The sequence below is a fragment of the Agrobacterium larrymoorei genome (assembly GCF_005145045.1).
Taxonomy (GTDB): Bacteria; Pseudomonadota; Alphaproteobacteria; order Rhizobiales; family Rhizobiaceae; genus Agrobacterium; species Agrobacterium larrymoorei.
The window spans coordinates 1,883,957-1,900,694 of sequence record NZ_CP039691.1 but is presented as its reverse complement, the minus strand read 5'-3'; the positions used below and the strand labels follow the sequence as shown (position 1 = coordinate 1,900,694).

The following is a 16,738-nucleotide window of genomic DNA, read 5'->3' as shown; positions in this document are numbered from 1 at the left end:
CGGTCGACCGGCGACGCTATTGAACGGTTCCTCGTGCTGTCTTTGCTGTCCCGGTCGACCCCACTTCTCCAAGCAGAACAATCCAGTCGAGCATGGCTCTTCAAACAGCGTTACTTTGCCGTGCGCAGCTTTGCGGGCAGAAACAAAAAACGCGCCTCAAGGGCGCGTTCTTTAGGACTAAGACCAAGTGGAATTACTTGATCTTGGTTTCCTTGAATTCAACGTGCTTGCGAACGACCGGGTCGTACTTGGTCTTCGTCATCTTGTCCGTGAAGGTACGGCTGTTCTTAGTGGTGACGTAGAAAGTACCGGTGTCGGCTGTCGACAGCAGCTTGATCTTGATTGTTGTAGCTTTCGCCATGGTCGTCCTGCCTTTAACAAGTAAGTGAGCCGCGGACCTGTTCGACCCCGGCTAAATCTGGCGCGAAACTACGGATCGCGCCTGAAAAGTCAAGTCCGTTTTGATCTGAAAACCGAACGGGCAATGGAAAGAACGACATAGAGCCCGAAAAACAGGGCAAGAGCCCATGCAAAGCCGTTGGTTCCGAAGATGTCCATGGCAATTCCCACCGTCTGTGGGCCTGCAATGGTGCCGGTCGCGTAGCAGAAAATGAAGGCGGCATTTGCGGCAGCAAGATCCGAGCCGCTGAGTCGCGAGCCGAGATGCGTCAGGCCGACCGTGTACATGCCGGAGACGCAGCCACCCCACAGCAGAAGCAGAACCGCGACCATAATCCAGTTGGACACGAGAAAGGGCAGGGCAAGGGTGCCGCACACGCCGATGAAGGCCATCAGCCCCAGCAGGTGGCGGCGGTCCCTCATTCTGTCGGAGAGGAGGCCGATGGGTATCTGGAACGTCATGTTTCCGATGGCCATGGCCGTGAGAAACAGCGCCGCCTGAGCGCCGTTGAAGCCCTCTCGTGTGGCATAGATGGGAAACAGCGCCAGTCCGCCAGCCTGAACGGCCCCGAAGACGAATGCGGCGGCAGAGGCCATGGGCACCAGCCAGATGTAGCGGGCGAAATGGTGGTTCGGCTTCTCATCCAGTGCCGGGCTTTCGCCGCGTGCAAGAAAGATGGGGATGGATGCAAGAAGAATGATGCTGCAGCCAACGAGGAAGGGCGTGATGCCTTCGCTTCCGACCGTGGAAAACAGAATTGGCCCGACGGCGAAGCCAACGGCAAGCCCCGTTCCGTAGAGACCGAGCACGAAGCCGCGTTTTCGCGGTGGCGCTGCGGCGTTGATCCAGAATTCCGAAAGAATGAAGAGCGTTGCGGTGGCACCGTGGAAGGCAATTCTCAGCGGAAACCACATCCAGAAATCGGGCGCGAAGTAAAATCCCATGGCGCTGATTGCGGAGATGACGACCGCCGTCAGCATGGTGCGCGCCACGCCGTAATCATGTGCCAGCTTGCTCGTCAGTGGCGCTGCGATCATGGCAGCGACACCGGCCATGGCCGTGTTCAGGCCGATCATAGAGGAGGAAATGCCGCGCCGCTCGAGGATCAGGCTTAGAAGCGGCAGCCCGAGGCCGATGGCGATACCAACGGCGCTGATGGCGGAAGTTGCGGCAATGAGCGATGGCCAGTGAATATTATCGGCGTCGCAATTGGGATGGGACATGGAGACCTTTTATAGAAAGCCACGAATGAATTTGCCGCGACGCTCGAAATATTGTCGCACCGGGCTTTCGAATTGCAATGTCTGATCACCTATCATGAACTTTGTGACATCTTCGAGAACCATGCGCGTTATCGGCGCCATGTTCAGACTGGAATTGTCCCTAATGTCAAGCCAATGAAGGCTTTCCAGCTCATGAGAGTCCTGAATTGTCTCCGGGTCGATACCCACTTCATCGGTAAAACAGCAGAAGAATCGGGTGTCGAATCGCCTTACTCTTCCCGGCGGCGTGATCGCACGGGCGACATAACGCAGCTTCGAAAGATCGGGATTATTCCGCTGTTCGGGAGTGCTGCCGAAGCTCAATCCGGTTTCCTCATGAAGTTCGCGGAGGGCGGCCAGCGCCAATGCGCGGGCACCGGAAATCGTCATCGGGCGCGAGGCGGAGCGCAGCAGGTTATGGGCGACTGCGGGGTGCAGATCGCCGCTGAAGGGCAGGGCGTGATCTCGTGGATCACGCCGACCGCCGGGAAACACATAGACGTCAGGCATGAAGACATGCCCGCTGCTGCGTTTGCCGACCAGAATGCGTGGATTGCCGGTCGAACGATCGACAAGGATGAGGGATGCGGCATCTTTGGGCCGCAGACAGGCTGGTTTTTCAGCGATGGTTTCGGGAGGCAAGGGGATCAGGCCTCGGTCAGTGCGAAGAGCCGTCTATCTGCTTCTTCTCCGGCTCACCGCCAAAGCCGTGCATCTTCAACGCCCATTGCAGGCCGATGACGCCGCCCTTGATCGGCTGGATCGTCAACAGCGCGACGAGAACGGTGATTGGAACCCAGATGGCGAGATGCACCCACATGGGGACGATGAAGATCGTGTCCGTCATCATGAAGCCGCCCACGGCAACGTGGCCGAGGATCATGATGGAGATGTAAGGGGGAAGGTCGTCTGAACGCTGGTGGTGCAGATCCTCACCGCAAGCGGCGCACTGATCCACCGGCTTCAGCCATGCCCGAAAAAGGCGACCACTGCCGCAGGCAGGGCACCTGCTCAAGATTCCCCGCATGATGGAACGCCCGAGTGGCCGTTCTTCCTTTGCGCCGCCATATTGCACTGTCTGTGAATCGCTCATGCTCTTTCCTCAAAAGAAATGCAGCGCTACCGTCTCTTGCGTGGAGGCCTTGTCCCCGGTTTCGCCGTGTTGCGCCCGCCCTTGCGCGTTGCCTTGTGGAACGACCTCGTGGCTGCCGGCATCTTGCGGCCTTCGCTCAATATCTCGAAGCGAAGTGCGCCTGCCAGCGGCACGGCTTCCGCCAAGCGAACCTGAACCGTGTCGCCGAGCTGATAACCGAGGCCGGTCTTTTCACCCGTCAAAGCCTGATGGGCCTCGTCATAGATGAAGTAATCCATTCCAAGCGTAGATATAGGAACGAAACCGTCCGCGCCAAACTGCGGAAGCGCGACAAATAGTCCCGCCTTGGTGACACCGCCGACTCGGCCTTCGAATTCCTCGCCCACACGCTCGGAGAGATGGTGGGCGATCAGGCGGTTGATCGTGTCACGCTCCGCCGCCATTGCGCGACGCTCGAAAGTCGAGATTTCAGCGGCGATATCGTCCAGCGTCGCTTCTTCCTGCGGCGTGATGCCGCCTTCGCCCAGACCCAGCGAACCAACGAGCGCACGGTGCACGATCAAATCGGCATAGCGACGGATCGGAGAGGTGAAGTGGGCGTATTTCAACAGGTTCAGGCCGAAATGGCCGATATTTTCCGGGCTGTAGATCGCCTGGCTTTGCGAGCGCAGCACCATCTCGTTGACCATGATCTGGTGCGGCGTATCGACGGCGCGGGCCAGAATACCATTGAAGGAGTTGGCGCGAACCTGCCCACCCTTGGCCATGGAAATGCTGAGCGTTGCCAGAAACTCGCGCAGCGTTTCTTGCTTGGCAAGCGTCGGCGCATCGTGGATGCGATAGATCAGCGGCTGCTTCTTCTTTTCCAGCGTTTCCGCCGCAGCAACGTTCGCCTGAATCATCATTTCTTCGATGAGCTTATGCGCATCGAGACGTTCGGGAATGATGACCTGATCCACCGTGCCATCGGAACGCAGTAGAATCTTTCGCTCCGGCATGTCGAGTTCAAGCGGCTGGCGACGATCCCGCCCGCGCTTCATGATCTCATAAGCATGCCACAGGGGCTTCAGGATCGGCTCCAGCAATGGTCCGGTCTTGTCATCCGGCTTGCCGTCGATGGCGGCCTGCGCCTGCTGGTAGGAGAGCTTTGCGGCGCTCTTCATCATGATGCGGTGGAAGGTGTGGGAGGCCTTGCGACCTTCCTTGGAAAACACCATGCGAACGGCAATGGCAGGGCGGTCCACGCCTTCTTTCAACGAGCAGAGATCGTTGGAGATGCGCTCGGGCAGCATGGGCACGACGCGATCCGGGAAATAGACCGAGTTGCCACGCTTCAGCGCTTCGCGATCCAGCGGCGAACCGGATCGGACATAATAAGACACATCGGCAATGGCGACGGTGACGATCACGCCATCCGGGTTATCCGGCGACGGGTCGGGTTCGGCATAAACCGCATCGTCATGGTCCTTGGCGTCCGCCGGATCGATGGTGATCAGCGGCAGGTCGCGCCAGTCTTCACGGTGCGACATGCTTGCAGGCTTTGCGTCATCCGCTTCCGCCAGAACATTCTGCGGGAAGATATGCGGAATGCCGTGCGCATAGATGGCGATCATCGAGATCGCCTTTTCCGAGGCCACGGAGCCGATGACGGAAAGCACGCTTGCGCGCTTCAGGCCGTAGCGTCCGCTGTTGCGCGATACGTCGACCTCGATCAGGTCTCCGTCCTTCGCATCATTGACGCCTTCCGGATCGATGACCAGTTCCTCGCCGCGCCGATCGATCGGCATCAGACGGCCACCGCCGCCGGGCGAAAGTCTGAACACGCCGAGAAGCGCGTTCTGGCGACGGTCGATGATCTTGATGACGCGGGCCGTATAGGCCGGTCCGACGCGGTCCTTGGACGGAAAGATCTTTGCCAGAATGCGGTCGTTGAGGCCGACGGCAGGCGCCTTCTTGCCGCGATCCTGCGAGGTCTGGCGGATGAGAACGGCGGGTGCGGCACCCTGATCATCCGGCCATTCCGCAGGCCGACCGATCAGTTCGCCATCCTTGTCACGGGTTGTGATATCGAGAACCGTGACAGGCGGCAGACCGCCCGGGCGCATCAGCGACTTGCGGTTCTTCTGCACCATGCCATCGGTTTCGAGTTCCTTCAGCAGTGCTTTAAGCACCACGCGATCATCGCCCTTGAGGCCGAAAGCCTTGGCAATTTCGCGCTTGGATGCCTGCTGCGGGTGTTCGGCAATGAACTTCAAAAGCACTTCGCGGGGAGGCACCTCGCCATGGATAATGCCTTCGCCCTCGTTCACACGCTTCGAGCGGGCGGTGCGTCCGAAACCGTCATTTGCGGAATTCTGTTTCTGACGCGGCGCTTTACTCACGATGCTGCTTTCTTGGTTTTTGCTGCTGTCTTCGGCTTGGCGGCTGCCTTGGTTTTGGTAGCGGCCTTTGCCTTGGTTGCCTTCGGCTTTGCTTCGCCGTCAGCCGTCGCCTTCTTGGCTGGAGCCTTTTTCGCCTTGGTGGGCTTGCCGCCGGTGCCGGTTTTGGCAATGCGCTCTGCGATCAGCACCAAAGCCTCATCCAGCGTTACCGTATCTGGGGCCTGAGCCTTGGGGATGGTGGCGTTGACCTTGCCCCAATTCACGTAAGGCCCGAAACGGCCATCGCGAACGGTGATCGCGCCGCCATCGGGGTGATCGCCAAGCGATTTCAGCGCCGCTGGTGTAGAGCCGCGACCGCGACCCGGTGCCGCTTTCTTTTCCGCAATGACGGTGACGGCGCGGTTGAGGCCGATGGAGAACACGTCCTCCACGCTCTCGAGATTGGCATAGCCGCCATCATGCATCAGGAACGGCCCATAGCGACCGATACCAGCAGAAATCATCTTGCCGCTTTCGGGATGCTTGCCGATATCGCGAGGCAGGTTGATGAGCGCCAGTGCCTTTTCGTGATCGATCTCTTCCGGCTTCCACCCCTTTGGCAGGGAAGAACGCTTGGCATCCTTGCCTTCGCCGCGCTGGATATAAGGCCCGAAACGGCCAGAGCGGAGCGTCAGCTCTTCGCCCGTCATCGGGTCCGCGCCAAGCGCCTTCGGCTCGTTGAGGGCGGCGGCTTCTGCCTCCGCACCATCCGAGGTCAGCTGGCGGGTGTAGTTGCACTCCGGGTAGTTGGAGCAGCCGACGAAAGCGCCGTATTTGCCGAGCTTCAGCGAGAGATTGCCCGTGCCGCAAACCTGGCAGATGCGCGGATCGGAACCGTCTTCGCGCTTGGGGAAGACCAGCGGTGCCAAAACTTCGTTCAGCGCGTCCAGAACGTTGGTGACGCGCAGTTCCTTGGTGTCTTCGATCTGGGCGAAGAAGTCCTTCCAGAAATCGCGGAGAACCTGCTTCCAGTCCAGTTCGCCTGCGGAAATACGGTCCAGCTTTTCTTCCAGATCGGCGGTGAAATCATACTCCACATATTTGGTGAAGAAGCTTTCGAGGAACGCCGTCACCAGCCTTCCGCGCGAATGCGGGATCAGCTTGCGCTTGTCGACTATGATATATTCGCGGTCGCTCAGCGTCTTCAGCGTCGCGGCATAGGTGGAAGGACGACCGATGCCGAGCTCTTCCATCTTCTTGATCAGCGATGCTTCCGAGTAACGCGGTGGCGGCTCGGTGAAGTGCTGGCTGGCGTTGATCTTCTGCTTGGCGACATTCTCGCGCGCATTGATCTGCGGCAGGCGGCCACCGTCTTCGCCATCGTCTTCCTGTTCGCCATCTTCCTTCTGGTCCGTATAGGCGGCAATGAAGCCATCGAAACGGATGACGGAGCCAACGGCGCGAAGGCCAGCCTTATCGCCCTTGTTTTCCGCAAGGATTTCGACCGTCGTGCGCTCGATTTCGGCAGACGCCATTTGGCTGGCAATGCCGCGCTTCCAGATCAGGTCGTAAAGACGGAACTGGTCCGGATCGAGGAAGCGCTTGATACTGTCTGGCGTGCGGGTGAAATCCGTGGGGCGGATCGCTTCGTGCGCTTCCTGGGCATTCTTCGCCTTGGTCGAATAGAAGCGTGCTTTTTCCGGCACGTAGCGCGCACCGAACTGATCGCCGATTGCACGACGGGCAGCGTCGATGGCTTCCGGCGCGATCTGCACACCGTCGGTACGCATATAGGTGATCAGACCGGCGGTTTCGCCACCGATTTCGATGCCTTCATAAAGCTTCTGCGCCACCTGCATGGTGCGTGAAGCGCCGAAGCCGAGGCGCGAGGATGCGGCCTGCTGAAGCGTGGACGTGGTGAAGGGAGGGCCGGGGTTGCGCTTGACGGGCTTTGCCTCGACCGTATCGACCACGTAAGTCGCGCCTTCCAGCAGCGTCTTCAGGCGAGTCGCATCGTCGCCGGTCTTGATGGACTTGCTCTGCAGGCGCTTGCCATCGGCCATGACCAGCTTGGCTTCGAAGTCGTCACCGCGCGGTGTCTTCAGAAGTGCGGAGATATTCCAGTATTCTTCCGAAACGAAACGCTCGATTTCGGATTCACGGTCGCAGACGAGGCGAAGTGCCACGGACTGTACGCGGCCAGCCGAACGGGCGCCCGGCAGCTTGCGCCACAGAACCGGAGAAAGATTGAAGCCGACGAGGTAATCCAGCGCGCGGCGGGCGAGATAAGCGTCCACCAGCGGCACGTCGATGCTGCGCGGCTGCGCCATCGCATCCAGCACGGCCTTCTTGGTGATGGCGTTGAACACCACACGCTCAACGGTCTTGTCGCCAAGCACCTTCTTCTTTTTCAGAATATCGAGCACGTGCCATGAAATGGCTTCGCCTTCGCGATCCGGGTCGGTTGCGAGAACGAGGCCATCGGCGCTTTTCACGGCGTCGGCAATATCCTTGATGCGTTTCTGCGAAGCGCTATCCACTTCCCAGGACATTTCGAAATCCTGATCCGGCAGCACGGAGCCGTCCTTGGCTGGCAGATCGCGGACGTGGCCGAACGATGCCATGACCTTATAGCCAGAGCCAAGATACTTGTTGATGCTCTTAATCTTGCCGGGGGATTCGACTACGACAACCTTCATATTTCTTCTCTCGGAACTTGCCCGTTAACCCGCCTTGCCGCTTTTAAACCCGCAACAACGCCACCCTTTTATTTCGACATGGACAGGTAATGCGTTCGGGTCAAGAGGGAGAGGCCGTTTTTCTGCCTTTGCAACGATATACAACCTGAAAGAGATATCGTTATTTCTTGCAATTTATAATAAACAAGCTATGGTTGCCTGGACGCATTGAGGTGCCCGCAGGCAAGCACAGCCTGTCTATGAGAATGAAGGATACATATGGCGGCCGAACTGAAAAAATCCAGTCCGACGGAAAAGACGGACACGAAAGAGAGCTTGGCTTACATTCGGCAAATGCTGGCGGAGCTGCGTGGCGTAGCACAGCGCGAGGGCGCGGAAATGCTCTGCTACCTCATCGAGATGGCCTATGTGGAGGCAGGCGATATCCAGAGTGGACGGCGCAAACTCTCAGTCGGCCATGATCAGCGAAACCCGACCACCGGAATGCCGGTTTAAACGACCGGCAATATCCAGCTCCAGAAGCACGAGATAAACCGTCGCTGCTGGAAGGCCGGTATGGCGGATGATATCGTCGGTTTCGACAGGCGAGGGGCCGAGTGCCTGAGCGATGATTGTGCGCTCATCATCTCCGGGTGGAGACATGTCTCCCTCCTCGATGCGTTCCTTGGCGACATGTTGTAGCGGAAGCCGCGGTTCGATGAGCGGCGAGAGCGCATCGAGAATATCGGCTGCTTCCGTAACCAGCATCGCGCCATCCTTGATCAGCCGGTTGGTGCCATGGCACCGGGAATCCAGCGGTGAGCCCGGCACGGCAAAGACCAGACGCCCGAACTCGCCCGCAAGCCGCGCGGTGATCAAGGAGCCGGAGCGTTCCGCTGCCTCCACGATCAGGACGCCCAGTGAGACACCTGCAATCAACCGGTTACGGCGTGGAAAATCCCGCGCGCGTGGCTCCCAGCCGAATGGCATCTCGCTGATGGTGGCGCCGCCATTGGCATAGATTTCATCCAGCAGCCGAAAGTTTTCAGGCGGGTAGGGCTTGTCCAGCCCGCCTGCCAGCATGGCAACCGTTCCGGTCGAGAGACTGGCGGAATGTGCTGCCGCATCTATGCCGCGCGCAAGGCCGGAGGCGATGGTATAACCCGCCTGTCCGCATTGGCGCGCCAGCATGGCGGCGAATTTCGCGCCGTTGATGGAGGCGTTGCGCGAGCCGACAATACCGAACGAGTGGCGAACGACCGTCTGCCCGGATCCCTTCATGGCAATCAGAGGAGGGGCGCCATCGATTTCTCGAAGGGCAGGCGGATAATCCGGCTCGCCTATACCGACAAAACGCGCGCCGAAACGATCCGCCGTTTCAAGCTCTCGTTCCACATCTGCTGCTGCCGCAATGCGCGGACTGCGCGCACCGCCGCCGCGCCGCGCCAGATCGGGCAAGGCTTCCAGCGCTTTTTCCGCGCTACCGAAATGATTGATGAGTTCCCGGAAGGTGACCGGGCCGATATTGTCGCTACGGATCAGCCGCAACCAGGCAAATTTCTGCCGTTCCGTCAGCGCGATGCCGCGCCTCGTCTCGCCGTCATGCGGCATGTCTCGCCCCTAACCGGGCGAGACGATCAATGCCTCAACCCTTCTTACCGATCTTGCTTTCCGTGCCCGCCAGCAGCCGCTTGATGTTTTCCCGGTGCATGAACCAGGAAATCACACTCAGCAGCGTCACCAGAAGCGCCGTTTTCTCCGGACCTAATATCCACAATGCAACCGGAATGACAAGCATTGCAACCAGCGCGGATAGAGAAGAATATTTCGTAACGAAAGCCGTGATCAGCCAGATGGCCGCGAATGCCAGCATCATCAGCGGTGCAGCACCCAGCAGAACGCCGATATAAACGGCCACGCCCTTGCCGCCTTTGAACCCCAGCCAGACTGGAAACAGATGGCCGAGAAAAGCAAAGAAGCCCGCAACCAGCGAAGCCTCAAAGCCCCAGAGCGAATGCGCAATCAGCACCGCCGCCGTACCCTTCAAGGCATCGCAAAGAAGCGTCGCTGCCGCCAGCTTCTTGTTGCCGGTACGCAAGACATTTGTCGCCCCAATGTTACCGGAACCGATCTTGCGAACATCCCCAAGCCCCGCCGCGCGCGTCAGCAGCAAGCCGAATGGGATGGAGCCGAGCAAATAACCAATGATGGCGGCAAGCGCCAAGAGTGCTGGCGCGGTCTGCCAGACGGTCAAAGCAGTCATCTACATGTCCCCTCTTTTCGTGCATCTTTGCGCACGAACATGAATTACTGCAATGAATGAACCAGCTTGCCAGCAACATATGTCGCAACTGCGCGGCCACTGAAGCGGGCGTCTTCGAACGGTGTGTTCTTGGACTTCGATACCAGATTCTTTTCCGAAACCAGCCATGGTTCGTCGAGATCGATCAGGGTGATGTCCGCTTTTGCGCCGGGCTTCAGGGTTCCGGCATCCAGGCCGAAGATTTGGGCGGGGCGGGTGGAGAGCGCGTCGATGAGGCGCATTAGCGGAACCTGTTCGCTGTGGTGCAGGCGAAGGGCCGCTGCGAGCATGGTTTCGAGGCCGATGGCGCCGCTTGCCGCATCCGAGAAGGGTAGGCGCTTGGTGTCGACATCCTGCGGATCGTGCGATGAGACGATGATGTCGATCGTGCCGTTCTTCAGCGCCTCCACCATGGCAACGCGGTCGTCTTCCGAGCGCAGCGGTGGGGAGAGCTTGAAGAAGGTGCGGTATTCGCCGATGTCGTTTTCGTTCAGTGTCAGATGGTTGATCGAGATGCCGCAGGTCGCTTTCGCCCCGCGCGACTTGGCCAGCTTGATGGCTTCTGCCGATTCCGGCACGGAAATCTTGGCGGCGTGGTAGTTGGCCCGCGTCAGTGCGGCAATGCGCAGATCACGTTCCAACGGAATGATTTCCGCCTCCTTGGGAATACCCGGAAGACCGAGCCAGCTTGCCAGCAGCCCCTCATTCATATCGCCATTGCCGATATATTTGTCGCGCGTTTCGAGCGAGATGACCGCGCCCAGTTCGCGTGCATAGGTCATGGCGCGGCGCAGGACGAGCGTGTCGGACAGGGCCTTGCGGCCATTGGTGAAAGCAACGGCACCAGCTTCCTTCAACATGCCGAATTCGGTCATCTCTTCGCCCAGAAGCCCCTTGGTGAGGGCCGCTGCCGGGTGGACGTTGACGATGGCCTTGTCGCGCGCCGTCTTCTTTACATATTCCACAAGCGCAATGTCATCGATCACCGGATCCGTATCCGGCATGACGATGATGCTGGTGACGCCACCGGCGGCGGCTGCGCGGGAGGCGGACTCGATGGTTTCGCGATGTTCGGCGCCGGGTTCGCCGACAAAAACGCGGGCATCCACGAGGCCGGGCGCGGCGATCAAACCCTTGCAATCGCGGACCGTCGCACCTTCCGGCGTGCCCTGGTTTTGGGCCTCCTTGCCGGACGCGATTATGTTGCCATCCGCTCCAATGATGATTGTACCTGTCTCATCCAGATTGCAGGAGGGATCGATGATGCGGACATTTTTGAGAACGGTGGCAGTGCTCATGCGCGCTCTCCGTTGTTTTGCGAAAGGAGAAGAGTTTCCATAACGGCCATGCGAACGGCGACACCCATTTCCACCTGACTTTCGATGACGCTCTGCGGGCCATCGGCCACTTCGGAGGCGATTTCCACGCCGCGGTTCATCGGGCCGGGATGCATGACGAGCGCATCTTCTTTTGCCGCCTTCAGCTTTTCCGCATCGAGACCATAGTAATGGAAATATTCGCGCACCGAAGGCACGAAGGAGCCCGCCATGCGCTCTCGCTGGAGACGAAGCATCATGACGACATCCGCGCCCTTCAGGCCTTCCTTCATGTCGTGAAAGACTTCGACGCTCATATCTCCAATGCCGGAAGGCAGAAGCGTGGGCGGGGATACTACACGAACGCGCGCGCCCATCTGGTTCAAAAGAATGATGTTGGAGCGCGCGACGCGCGAATGCAGCACATCGCCGCATATGGCGACGGTAATGCCGGAGAGCCTGCCCTTGGCACGGCGGATGGTCAGCGCATCGAGCAGGGCCTGTGTCGGGTGCTCATGCTGGCCATCACCGGCATTGACCACGGAGCAGGCGACCTTCTGCGCCAGAAGTGCTGCCGCACCTGCGGAAGAGTGGCGCACCACCAACACGTCCGGACGCATGGCGTTCAGCGTCATGGCCGTATCGATCAGCGTCTCGCCCTTTTTCACGGAAGAATTGCCGACGGACATATTCATAACGTCTGCGCCGAGGCGTTTCCCGGCCAGCTCGAAAGAAGATTGGGTGCGGGTGGAGGCTTCGAAAAACAGGTTTATCTGCGTCAGGCCACGCAGAGTCGATGTCTTCTTCTCTCGCTGGCGGCTGATCTTCACGGCCTCGTCGGCCTTGTCTAGAAGGGTGGTTATATCCTGATGGGAAAGCCCCTTTATGCCTAGAAGATGGCGGTGGGGAAAATAGACCATGGAACTGTCCTCCGGGCCGGAATAGTCAATCGCGGTCTATAAAGACAGGTGGCTTTGTCGGCAAGCATGGGATAAGCCGGGAATGAGCCTATATAGGCAATTAATTGCGAATCCCCATAAAAGCACACGATGACAGAGATGAACCGGACCGAAGAACAGCTCGCAGAACTGAACCAGCCTAGCCTCTGGTCCGGAATCAACGCCTATCGTTCCGATCCTTTGATCGTGGATCTGACCTCCAGTCTTTCGCGCCCCGTTCGGGATGAAATGGACCAGATCGGTCGCTACGTCACCTCTGCGGAAGCGCAGGAACTGGCGCGCATGGCCAACCGCAGCACGCCACAACTGCATACGCACGGACCGCGCGGCGAGCGTCTGGATCAGGTGGAGTTTCACCCGGCCTGGCACGCGCTGATGCGCCGCTCCATGTCATCCGGCCTTCACAGCGCTGCATGGGAAAACACTGCCGATACGCGCGGGAACGAGCATAAGGCCCGTGCAACCAAGTTCTATCTGACTGCGCAGCTGGAAGCCGGCCATCTTTGCCCGCTTACCATGACCCATGCCTCCGTTGCAGCCCTTATGGCGTCACCGCGCGTGCAGAAGGAGTGGGCGCCGAAAATCCTGTCGCGCAAATATGATTCCGCGCAAAAGCCCGCACTCCAGAAAACCGCCGTGACCATCGGCATGGGCATGACGGAAAAGCAGGGCGGCACGGATGTTCGGGCCAACCGCACGACGGCGGAGCGGGTGGGTGAGGGTATCTATCGGCTCTCCGGCCACAAATGGTTTCTTTCCGCGCCCATGAGCGATGGCTTCGTGATGCTGGCGCAGATGGGCGACGGCATGGGCTGCTTCCTTGTGCCGCGCTTTCTGGAAGACGGTTCGGCCAACGGTCTGCATTTCCAGCGCTTGAAAGATAAGCTCGGCAACCGCTCCAACGCGTCTGCCGAAGTCGAGTTTACCGATGCCTTCGGTTATCTGCTCGGGGAACCCGGTGCCGGTATCCGCACAATTCTCGACATGGTGACATTGACCCGGCTGGACTGCGCGCTGGCATCTTCCGGCATGATGCGCGCCTCGCTGGCGGAAGCGGTTCATTTCGCGCGTGGACGCAACGTGTTCGGCAAGCCTCTGGTCAGTCAGCCGATCATGACGCGCGTGCTTGCCGATATGGCGCTGGACGTCGCAGCATCGACGGCTCTTTCCTTCCGCCTTGCGACTGCTTTCGATAGCGCACGCAACAATCCAGCAGAAGCGGCCTATGCCCGCGTCATGACGCCAATCGTTAAATACTGGTGCTGCAAAATTGCGCCCGCGCTGATCTACGAGGCAATGGAAAGCCTCGGCGGCAACGGTTATGTCGAAGATCGTCCGATTGCCCGCCATTACCGGGAAGCACCGGTCAACGCCATCTGGGAAGGTTCCGGCAACGTCATGGCGCTGGACGTGCTGCGAGTGCTTCAGCGCGGCAAGGACCTGTTCGATCTCGTCTTCGAAACGCTTGAGCGCGATCTAGGTCACTCGGGCAAGAAGACGACGGATGTCCTGCGCGCAGCAATCGCGCTGTGCGAACGCGATGAGGGGGCAGCCCGCCTGCTGGTGGAACAATTCGCCCTCGCCGCCGCCGCCGCCGAACTCTGCCGCATCGGCGCAGGCCGCATAGCCGACGCCTTCCTGGAGACCCGCCTCGCTGGCGGCTGGCGCCATACATACGGCATGCTGGATAGCAGGTTCGACCCGACTTATATTATTGATCTGCTGTATCCGCCGGTGTCTTGAACAGGAATTCAGGTGCGGCTGATTCTTGCTGAACCTTTGGCCAGAAAAGGCTTGAAAGCCATACGGATTTCTTCGAGAAAAGCGTCGCTAAACCGGCCTACTGGCTCTTGGCGTGTGTCGAAATAATAAGATCGTTCGAGAATATCGTAATTACATTCGCTGACCGTAATCCAGCCTCGTTCGTATCGCGCAAGCTTAGCGCGCCGAAGTTCGAGTGGCGGAATTTCCAAAGCAGTCTGATCCGCATGTGGCGGTCGTGACGATATTGGCAGCAGCAGAGTATGTGTCAGTCCTTGTTTATCAATGATCGTGAGGATCATACAGACAGGCCTGTCTTTTTCACCATGCTCGCGATCATCCTGCCAGCGCCAGAGGTAAGGGTAAGTTACAATATCCCCTCGACGGAATTTTTCACTCATCCGGCGAGTCCCGATATTCTTTTGAATCCTTATCGAGTTGTTCGAGGAAGAGAGAATTAAGCTCTTCCGGCATTTCCCCGCGAGCGTAAGCCTTACGGGGGTCCTGATTGCCAGCCAGTTTCTCAAATAAATCTACAGGCAAAACGACTACCGAAGGACGTCCGTGTTTAGTCAGCGTTATCGGCTCTTTTTGTGCTTCATCGTGGTACTTTCCAAAATGACGCATGAACTCTGCTGTGGTTATCGACTTAGGCATGGCATTCTCCATTTTTCTGAATAATACAGAAAATACAGAATTCAGCAATCTGCCGCTCTAGTAGCCTATTTATATTCATCATCCACAGTTACTTCTTGAGCAGGAAGCTGGCCTCATTGCCCCCACCTTAACCCTTTGCTAACTCCATAATCGAAGTCACCACACGGAGATTCGTGGAGCCATGCTGGCAATCGACGGCGCTGCCGCCCTTAATTCGTCTGCGCCTGAAAAGCGTATCAAGGATCGCGCTGCGACGGAGAAGGCGATTTTTACTGCCGCCAAGGCATTGCTGGCGCAGGAGGGGTTTCAGGGCTTCGGTATCAACGCCGTCGCACGGCGTGCGGGCTGCGACAAGCAGTTGATCTATCGCTATTTCGGCGGGCTGGAAGGGCTGGTCGATGCCATCGGGCAGGACCTCGGCTCCTGGGTGCAGGATAGAATTCCGGAAGATACGGGCGGCATGTTTCTGCTGACCTATGGCGACCTGATGGAAAAACTGGCGCTTTATTATCTCGATGCGCTTCGCTCCGATCCGCTGGTCTGCAAGATCGTGGCTTGGGAGATTTCCGAGAGTACGCCGCAGGTAAAGCAACTTGCGGAAGCGCGTGCAAAGGCCTTGTCGAAATGGATCGAACGCATGCGCGGCTCGCTCGAGCCGCCGAAAGGTGTGGATCCGGCGGCGCTGAACGCCGTGCTTTTCGCTGCTATTCAGCACCTCGTGATTGCCGGTGCCACAAATGGTCAGTTTGCTGGTGTTTCCCTGAAAACCGCCAGGGATTGGGACAAGATCGGTTCTGCCGTAAAGCGTCTCGTTCGCGGCGTTTACGGCTGATTCATTAATATTATTATTTACTAATGTATTGCGGAGCCTCGCGCCCGGTTGCCCGTTGCTGCCTTCAGAGCAGAGACTTATCCACAAGCTAAACCCTGCGTTAACCATATTCGCAAGTTTTGTTTGCCCTGAGTTTCTGCTCGGATCATTGTGTTAATGATTTATTAACCATGCGTCTGTGGGCGCATAAAGGAAGCGCTGTGAGCCGCTGGATATCCTTGAGCGTCATGATGACGTTTTTTACTTTTCTGCCGTTGGACCTCGATGCTCCGACGCTTAATCTCTGCATCATGGCAGCGCTGCGCCGGGGCGTTCTTGCCGCAATTCCGGATGCGTATTTCGCGCGGGAGCAGATGGCATGAAGTGGTTTCTGATCCTGTGGGCCGGACCGGTGATGCTGCTCGGAAGCTGGTACAGCCTGTCCTATTACGACATGAGCTTCGGGGTTTTCATGCTGACCCGGCAGGCGCATGATCTGGTTTTCCAGATTTACGGAAATGTTCTCGGCATTCCGCCTGAGACGATCCCGCCGCTGGTCGCAAGGGCTATCGCCGTCGACAGCCTCATCGTTTTTGCCATCATTGCGTTTCGCAAGCGCGCAGCCATTGTTGCTTGGTGGCGAAAGCGTCAGTCGTCTGAGGCAGTTTCTCTGGCGAGTGCCGAGAGCCTGTCCAAAGCGCCCTGAAGGATGAAGCTCGCCGCAGCGGAATCGATGCGCTCGGCGCGCTTTGCGCGGGAAACATCCATTTCCAGCAAGGCGCGCTCGGCGGCAACTGTCGAAAGCCGCTCATCCCAGAAGACGAACGGAATTTCGGTCTTCTCGCTCATGGCGCGCACGAAGGCGCGGGTGGCCTGAACGCGGGGGCCTGCGGAGCCATCCATATTCATCGGCAGGCCGATGACGAAGGCGGCGACTTTTTCCTTTGCGGCAAAATCCAGCAGAACCTGTGCATCCTGCGTGAACTTGATGCGCTTCAAAACCGGGCGAGGGGTGGCGAAACGACGCGAAAGATCGGACATGGCAAGGCCGATTGTCTTGGTGCCGAGGTCCAGCCCGGCAATGGCCTGTCCGGTTTGAAGAAAGCCCGGAAGTTCCTCGATAGTCAGCGTCGCCATAT

At 58.6% G+C, this 16,738-nt stretch carries 18 protein-coding genes; 5 read left to right on the top strand and 13 right to left on the bottom strand.

From position 1 onward, the window contains the following. Positions 1-193: 193 nt before the first annotated feature. The 6 genes from rpmG to topA all read right to left on the bottom strand — a co-directional run bounded on the left by rpmG (position 194) and on the right by topA (position 7,814). Complete coding sequence (gene rpmG / locus CFBP5473_RS09080) at positions 194-361, bottom strand: 50S ribosomal protein L33 (protein WP_003496403.1); 168 nt, start codon at positions 359-361, stop codon at positions 194-196. An 89-nt stretch (positions 362-450) separates the two neighbouring features. Further along, positions 451-1,623, bottom strand: a complete 1,173-nt coding sequence (locus CFBP5473_RS09075) for an MFS transporter (RefSeq protein WP_027673001.1) — start codon at positions 1,621-1,623, stop codon at positions 451-453. A 9-nt stretch (positions 1,624-1,632) separates the two neighbouring features. Next, a complete protein-coding gene (locus CFBP5473_RS09070) occupies positions 1,633-2,313 on the bottom strand; it encodes an NUDIX hydrolase (protein ID WP_413228969.1) in 681 nt (226 codons plus the stop codon). Positions 2,314-2,320: 7 nt separating this feature from the next. Next, positions 2,321-2,755: a DUF983 domain-containing protein gene (locus tag CFBP5473_RS09065; protein ID WP_027673003.1), complete on the bottom strand. Its 435-nt coding sequence runs from the start codon at positions 2,753-2,755 to the stop codon at positions 2,321-2,323. A 26-nt stretch (positions 2,756-2,781) separates the two neighbouring features. Next, positions 2,782-5,136, bottom strand: a complete 2,355-nt coding sequence (gene rnr / locus CFBP5473_RS09060) for a ribonuclease R (RefSeq protein WP_027673004.1) — start codon at positions 5,134-5,136, stop codon at positions 2,782-2,784. Next, positions 5,133-7,814, bottom strand: coding sequence for a type I DNA topoisomerase (gene topA / locus CFBP5473_RS09055; RefSeq protein WP_027673005.1), 2,682 nt, complete (start codon positions 7,812-7,814; stop codon positions 5,133-5,135). The genes rnr and topA overlap by 4 nt, the downstream gene beginning before the upstream one ends. A 258-nt stretch (positions 7,815-8,072) precedes the next feature. Here topA and CFBP5473_RS09050 point away from each other — a divergent pair, with 258 nt between their 5' ends. Next, on the top strand, positions 8,073-8,309 hold the full coding sequence (locus CFBP5473_RS09050) for a hypothetical protein (RefSeq protein ID WP_037170584.1): 237 nt from the start codon (positions 8,073-8,075) through the stop codon (positions 8,307-8,309). Here the strand turns inward: CFBP5473_RS09050 and dprA are convergent. The 4 genes from dprA to CFBP5473_RS09030 are packed head-to-tail and all read right to left on the bottom strand — an operon-like array spanning position 8,262 to position 12,331. Beyond that, positions 8,262-9,404: a DNA-processing protein DprA gene (dprA, locus tag CFBP5473_RS09045; protein ID WP_027673007.1), complete on the bottom strand. Its 1,143-nt coding sequence runs from the start codon at positions 9,402-9,404 to the stop codon at positions 8,262-8,264. The genes CFBP5473_RS09050 and dprA overlap by 48 nt on opposite strands. Positions 9,405-9,438: 34 nt before the next feature. Beyond that, positions 9,439-10,056, bottom strand: a complete 618-nt coding sequence (plsY, locus tag CFBP5473_RS09040) for a glycerol-3-phosphate 1-O-acyltransferase PlsY (RefSeq protein ID WP_027673008.1) — start codon at positions 10,054-10,056, stop codon at positions 9,439-9,441. Between the two features lie 44 nt (positions 10,057-10,100). Continuing rightward, positions 10,101-11,393 (bottom strand): dihydroorotase, encoded by a 1,293-nt coding sequence (locus CFBP5473_RS09035; protein ID WP_027673009.1) that lies wholly within the window; start codon positions 11,391-11,393, stop codon positions 10,101-10,103. Then, positions 11,390-12,331, bottom strand: a complete 942-nt coding sequence (locus CFBP5473_RS09030; protein WP_027673010.1) for an aspartate carbamoyltransferase catalytic subunit — start codon at positions 12,329-12,331, stop codon at positions 11,390-11,392. Before CFBP5473_RS09030 ends, CFBP5473_RS09035 begins: the two co-directional genes overlap by 4 nt. Before the next feature lie 129 nt (positions 12,332-12,460). Between CFBP5473_RS09030 and CFBP5473_RS09025 the strand changes: the two genes are divergently transcribed. Beyond that, complete coding sequence (locus tag CFBP5473_RS09025; protein WP_027673011.1) at positions 12,461-14,113, top strand: acyl-CoA dehydrogenase family protein; 1,653 nt, start codon at positions 12,461-12,463, stop codon at positions 14,111-14,113. Between the two features lie 8 nt (positions 14,114-14,121). On the opposite strand, the gene CFBP5473_RS09020 is transcribed toward CFBP5473_RS09025, so the two are convergent. Together CFBP5473_RS09020 and CFBP5473_RS09015 are read right to left on the bottom strand one after the other, a co-directional pair. Continuing rightward, positions 14,122-14,532, bottom strand: a complete 411-nt coding sequence (locus tag CFBP5473_RS09020) for a hypothetical protein (protein WP_027673012.1) — start codon at positions 14,530-14,532, stop codon at positions 14,122-14,124. Next, positions 14,525-14,788, bottom strand: coding sequence for a type II toxin-antitoxin system prevent-host-death family antitoxin (locus CFBP5473_RS09015; protein ID WP_051441090.1), 264 nt, complete (start codon positions 14,786-14,788; stop codon positions 14,525-14,527). Before CFBP5473_RS09015 ends, CFBP5473_RS09020 begins: the two co-directional genes overlap by 8 nt. A gap of 181 nt (positions 14,789-14,969) precedes the next feature. Here CFBP5473_RS09015 and CFBP5473_RS09010 point away from each other — a divergent pair, with 181 nt between their 5' ends. From CFBP5473_RS09010 to CFBP5473_RS09005, 3 genes are all read left to right on the top strand, one after another. Next, on the top strand, positions 14,970-15,620 hold the full coding sequence (locus CFBP5473_RS09010) for a TetR/AcrR family transcriptional regulator (RefSeq protein WP_037170585.1): 651 nt from the start codon (positions 14,970-14,972) through the stop codon (positions 15,618-15,620). 200 nt (positions 15,621-15,820) lie between these two features. Next, entirely contained in the window at positions 15,821-15,982 is a 162-nt protein-coding gene (locus tag CFBP5473_RS25235) for a hypothetical protein (RefSeq protein ID WP_210239299.1), read from the top strand. After that, entirely contained in the window at positions 15,979-16,305 is a 327-nt protein-coding gene (locus CFBP5473_RS09005) for a DUF6105 family protein (RefSeq protein ID WP_027673015.1), read from the top strand. Before CFBP5473_RS25235 ends, CFBP5473_RS09005 begins: the two co-directional genes overlap by 4 nt. On the opposite strand, the gene ruvX is transcribed toward CFBP5473_RS09005, so the two are convergent. After that, positions 16,248-16,736 (bottom strand): Holliday junction resolvase RuvX, encoded by a 489-nt coding sequence (gene ruvX / locus CFBP5473_RS09000; RefSeq protein ID WP_027673016.1) that lies wholly within the window; start codon positions 16,734-16,736, stop codon positions 16,248-16,250. The two genes, CFBP5473_RS09005 and ruvX, sit on opposite strands and share 58 nt — an antisense overlap. Positions 16,737-16,738 lie beyond the last annotated feature (2 nt).

Bases quoted from the DNA above. Each gene is read 5' to 3' on its own strand.
- plsY (WP_027673008.1), bottom strand. From the start codon at position 10,056: ATGACTGCTTTGACCGTCTGGCAGACCGCGCCAGCACTCTTGGCGCTT.
- dprA (WP_027673007.1), bottom strand. From the start codon at position 9,404: ATGCCGCATGACGGCGAGACGAGGCGCGGCATCGCGCTGACGGAACGG.
- CFBP5473_RS09030 (WP_027673010.1), bottom strand. From the start codon at position 12,331: ATGGTCTATTTTCCCCACCGCCATCTTCTAGGCATAAAGGGGCTTTCC.
- CFBP5473_RS09005 (WP_027673015.1), top strand. From the start codon at position 15,979: ATGAAGTGGTTTCTGATCCTGTGGGCCGGACCGGTGATGCTGCTCGGA.
- CFBP5473_RS09050 (WP_037170584.1), top strand. From the start codon at position 8,073: ATGGCGGCCGAACTGAAAAAATCCAGTCCGACGGAAAAGACGGACACG.
- CFBP5473_RS09065 (WP_027673003.1), bottom strand. From the start codon at position 2,755: ATGAGCGATTCACAGACAGTGCAATATGGCGGCGCAAAGGAAGAACGG.
- CFBP5473_RS09020 (WP_027673012.1), bottom strand. From the start codon at position 14,532: ATGAGTGAAAAATTCCGTCGAGGGGATATTGTAACTTACCCTTACCTC.
- CFBP5473_RS09075 (WP_027673001.1), bottom strand. From the start codon at position 1,623: ATGTCCCATCCCAATTGCGACGCCGATAATATTCACTGGCCATCGCTC.
- CFBP5473_RS09035 (WP_027673009.1), bottom strand. From the start codon at position 11,393: ATGAGCACTGCCACCGTTCTCAAAAATGTCCGCATCATCGATCCCTCC.
- CFBP5473_RS09025 (WP_027673011.1), top strand. From the start codon at position 12,461: ATGACAGAGATGAACCGGACCGAAGAACAGCTCGCAGAACTGAACCAG.
- topA (WP_027673005.1), bottom strand. From the start codon at position 7,814: ATGAAGGTTGTCGTAGTCGAATCCCCCGGCAAGATTAAGAGCATCAAC.
- CFBP5473_RS09015 (WP_051441090.1), bottom strand. From the start codon at position 14,788: ATGCCTAAGTCGATAACCACAGCAGAGTTCATGCGTCATTTTGGAAAG.
- ruvX (WP_027673016.1), bottom strand. From the start codon at position 16,736: ATGGCGACGCTGACTATCGAGGAACTTCCGGGCTTTCTTCAAACCGGA.
- CFBP5473_RS09010 (WP_037170585.1), top strand. From the start codon at position 14,970: ATGCTGGCAATCGACGGCGCTGCCGCCCTTAATTCGTCTGCGCCTGAA.
- rpmG (WP_003496403.1), bottom strand. From the start codon at position 361: ATGGCGAAAGCTACAACAATCAAGATCAAGCTGCTGTCGACAGCCGAC.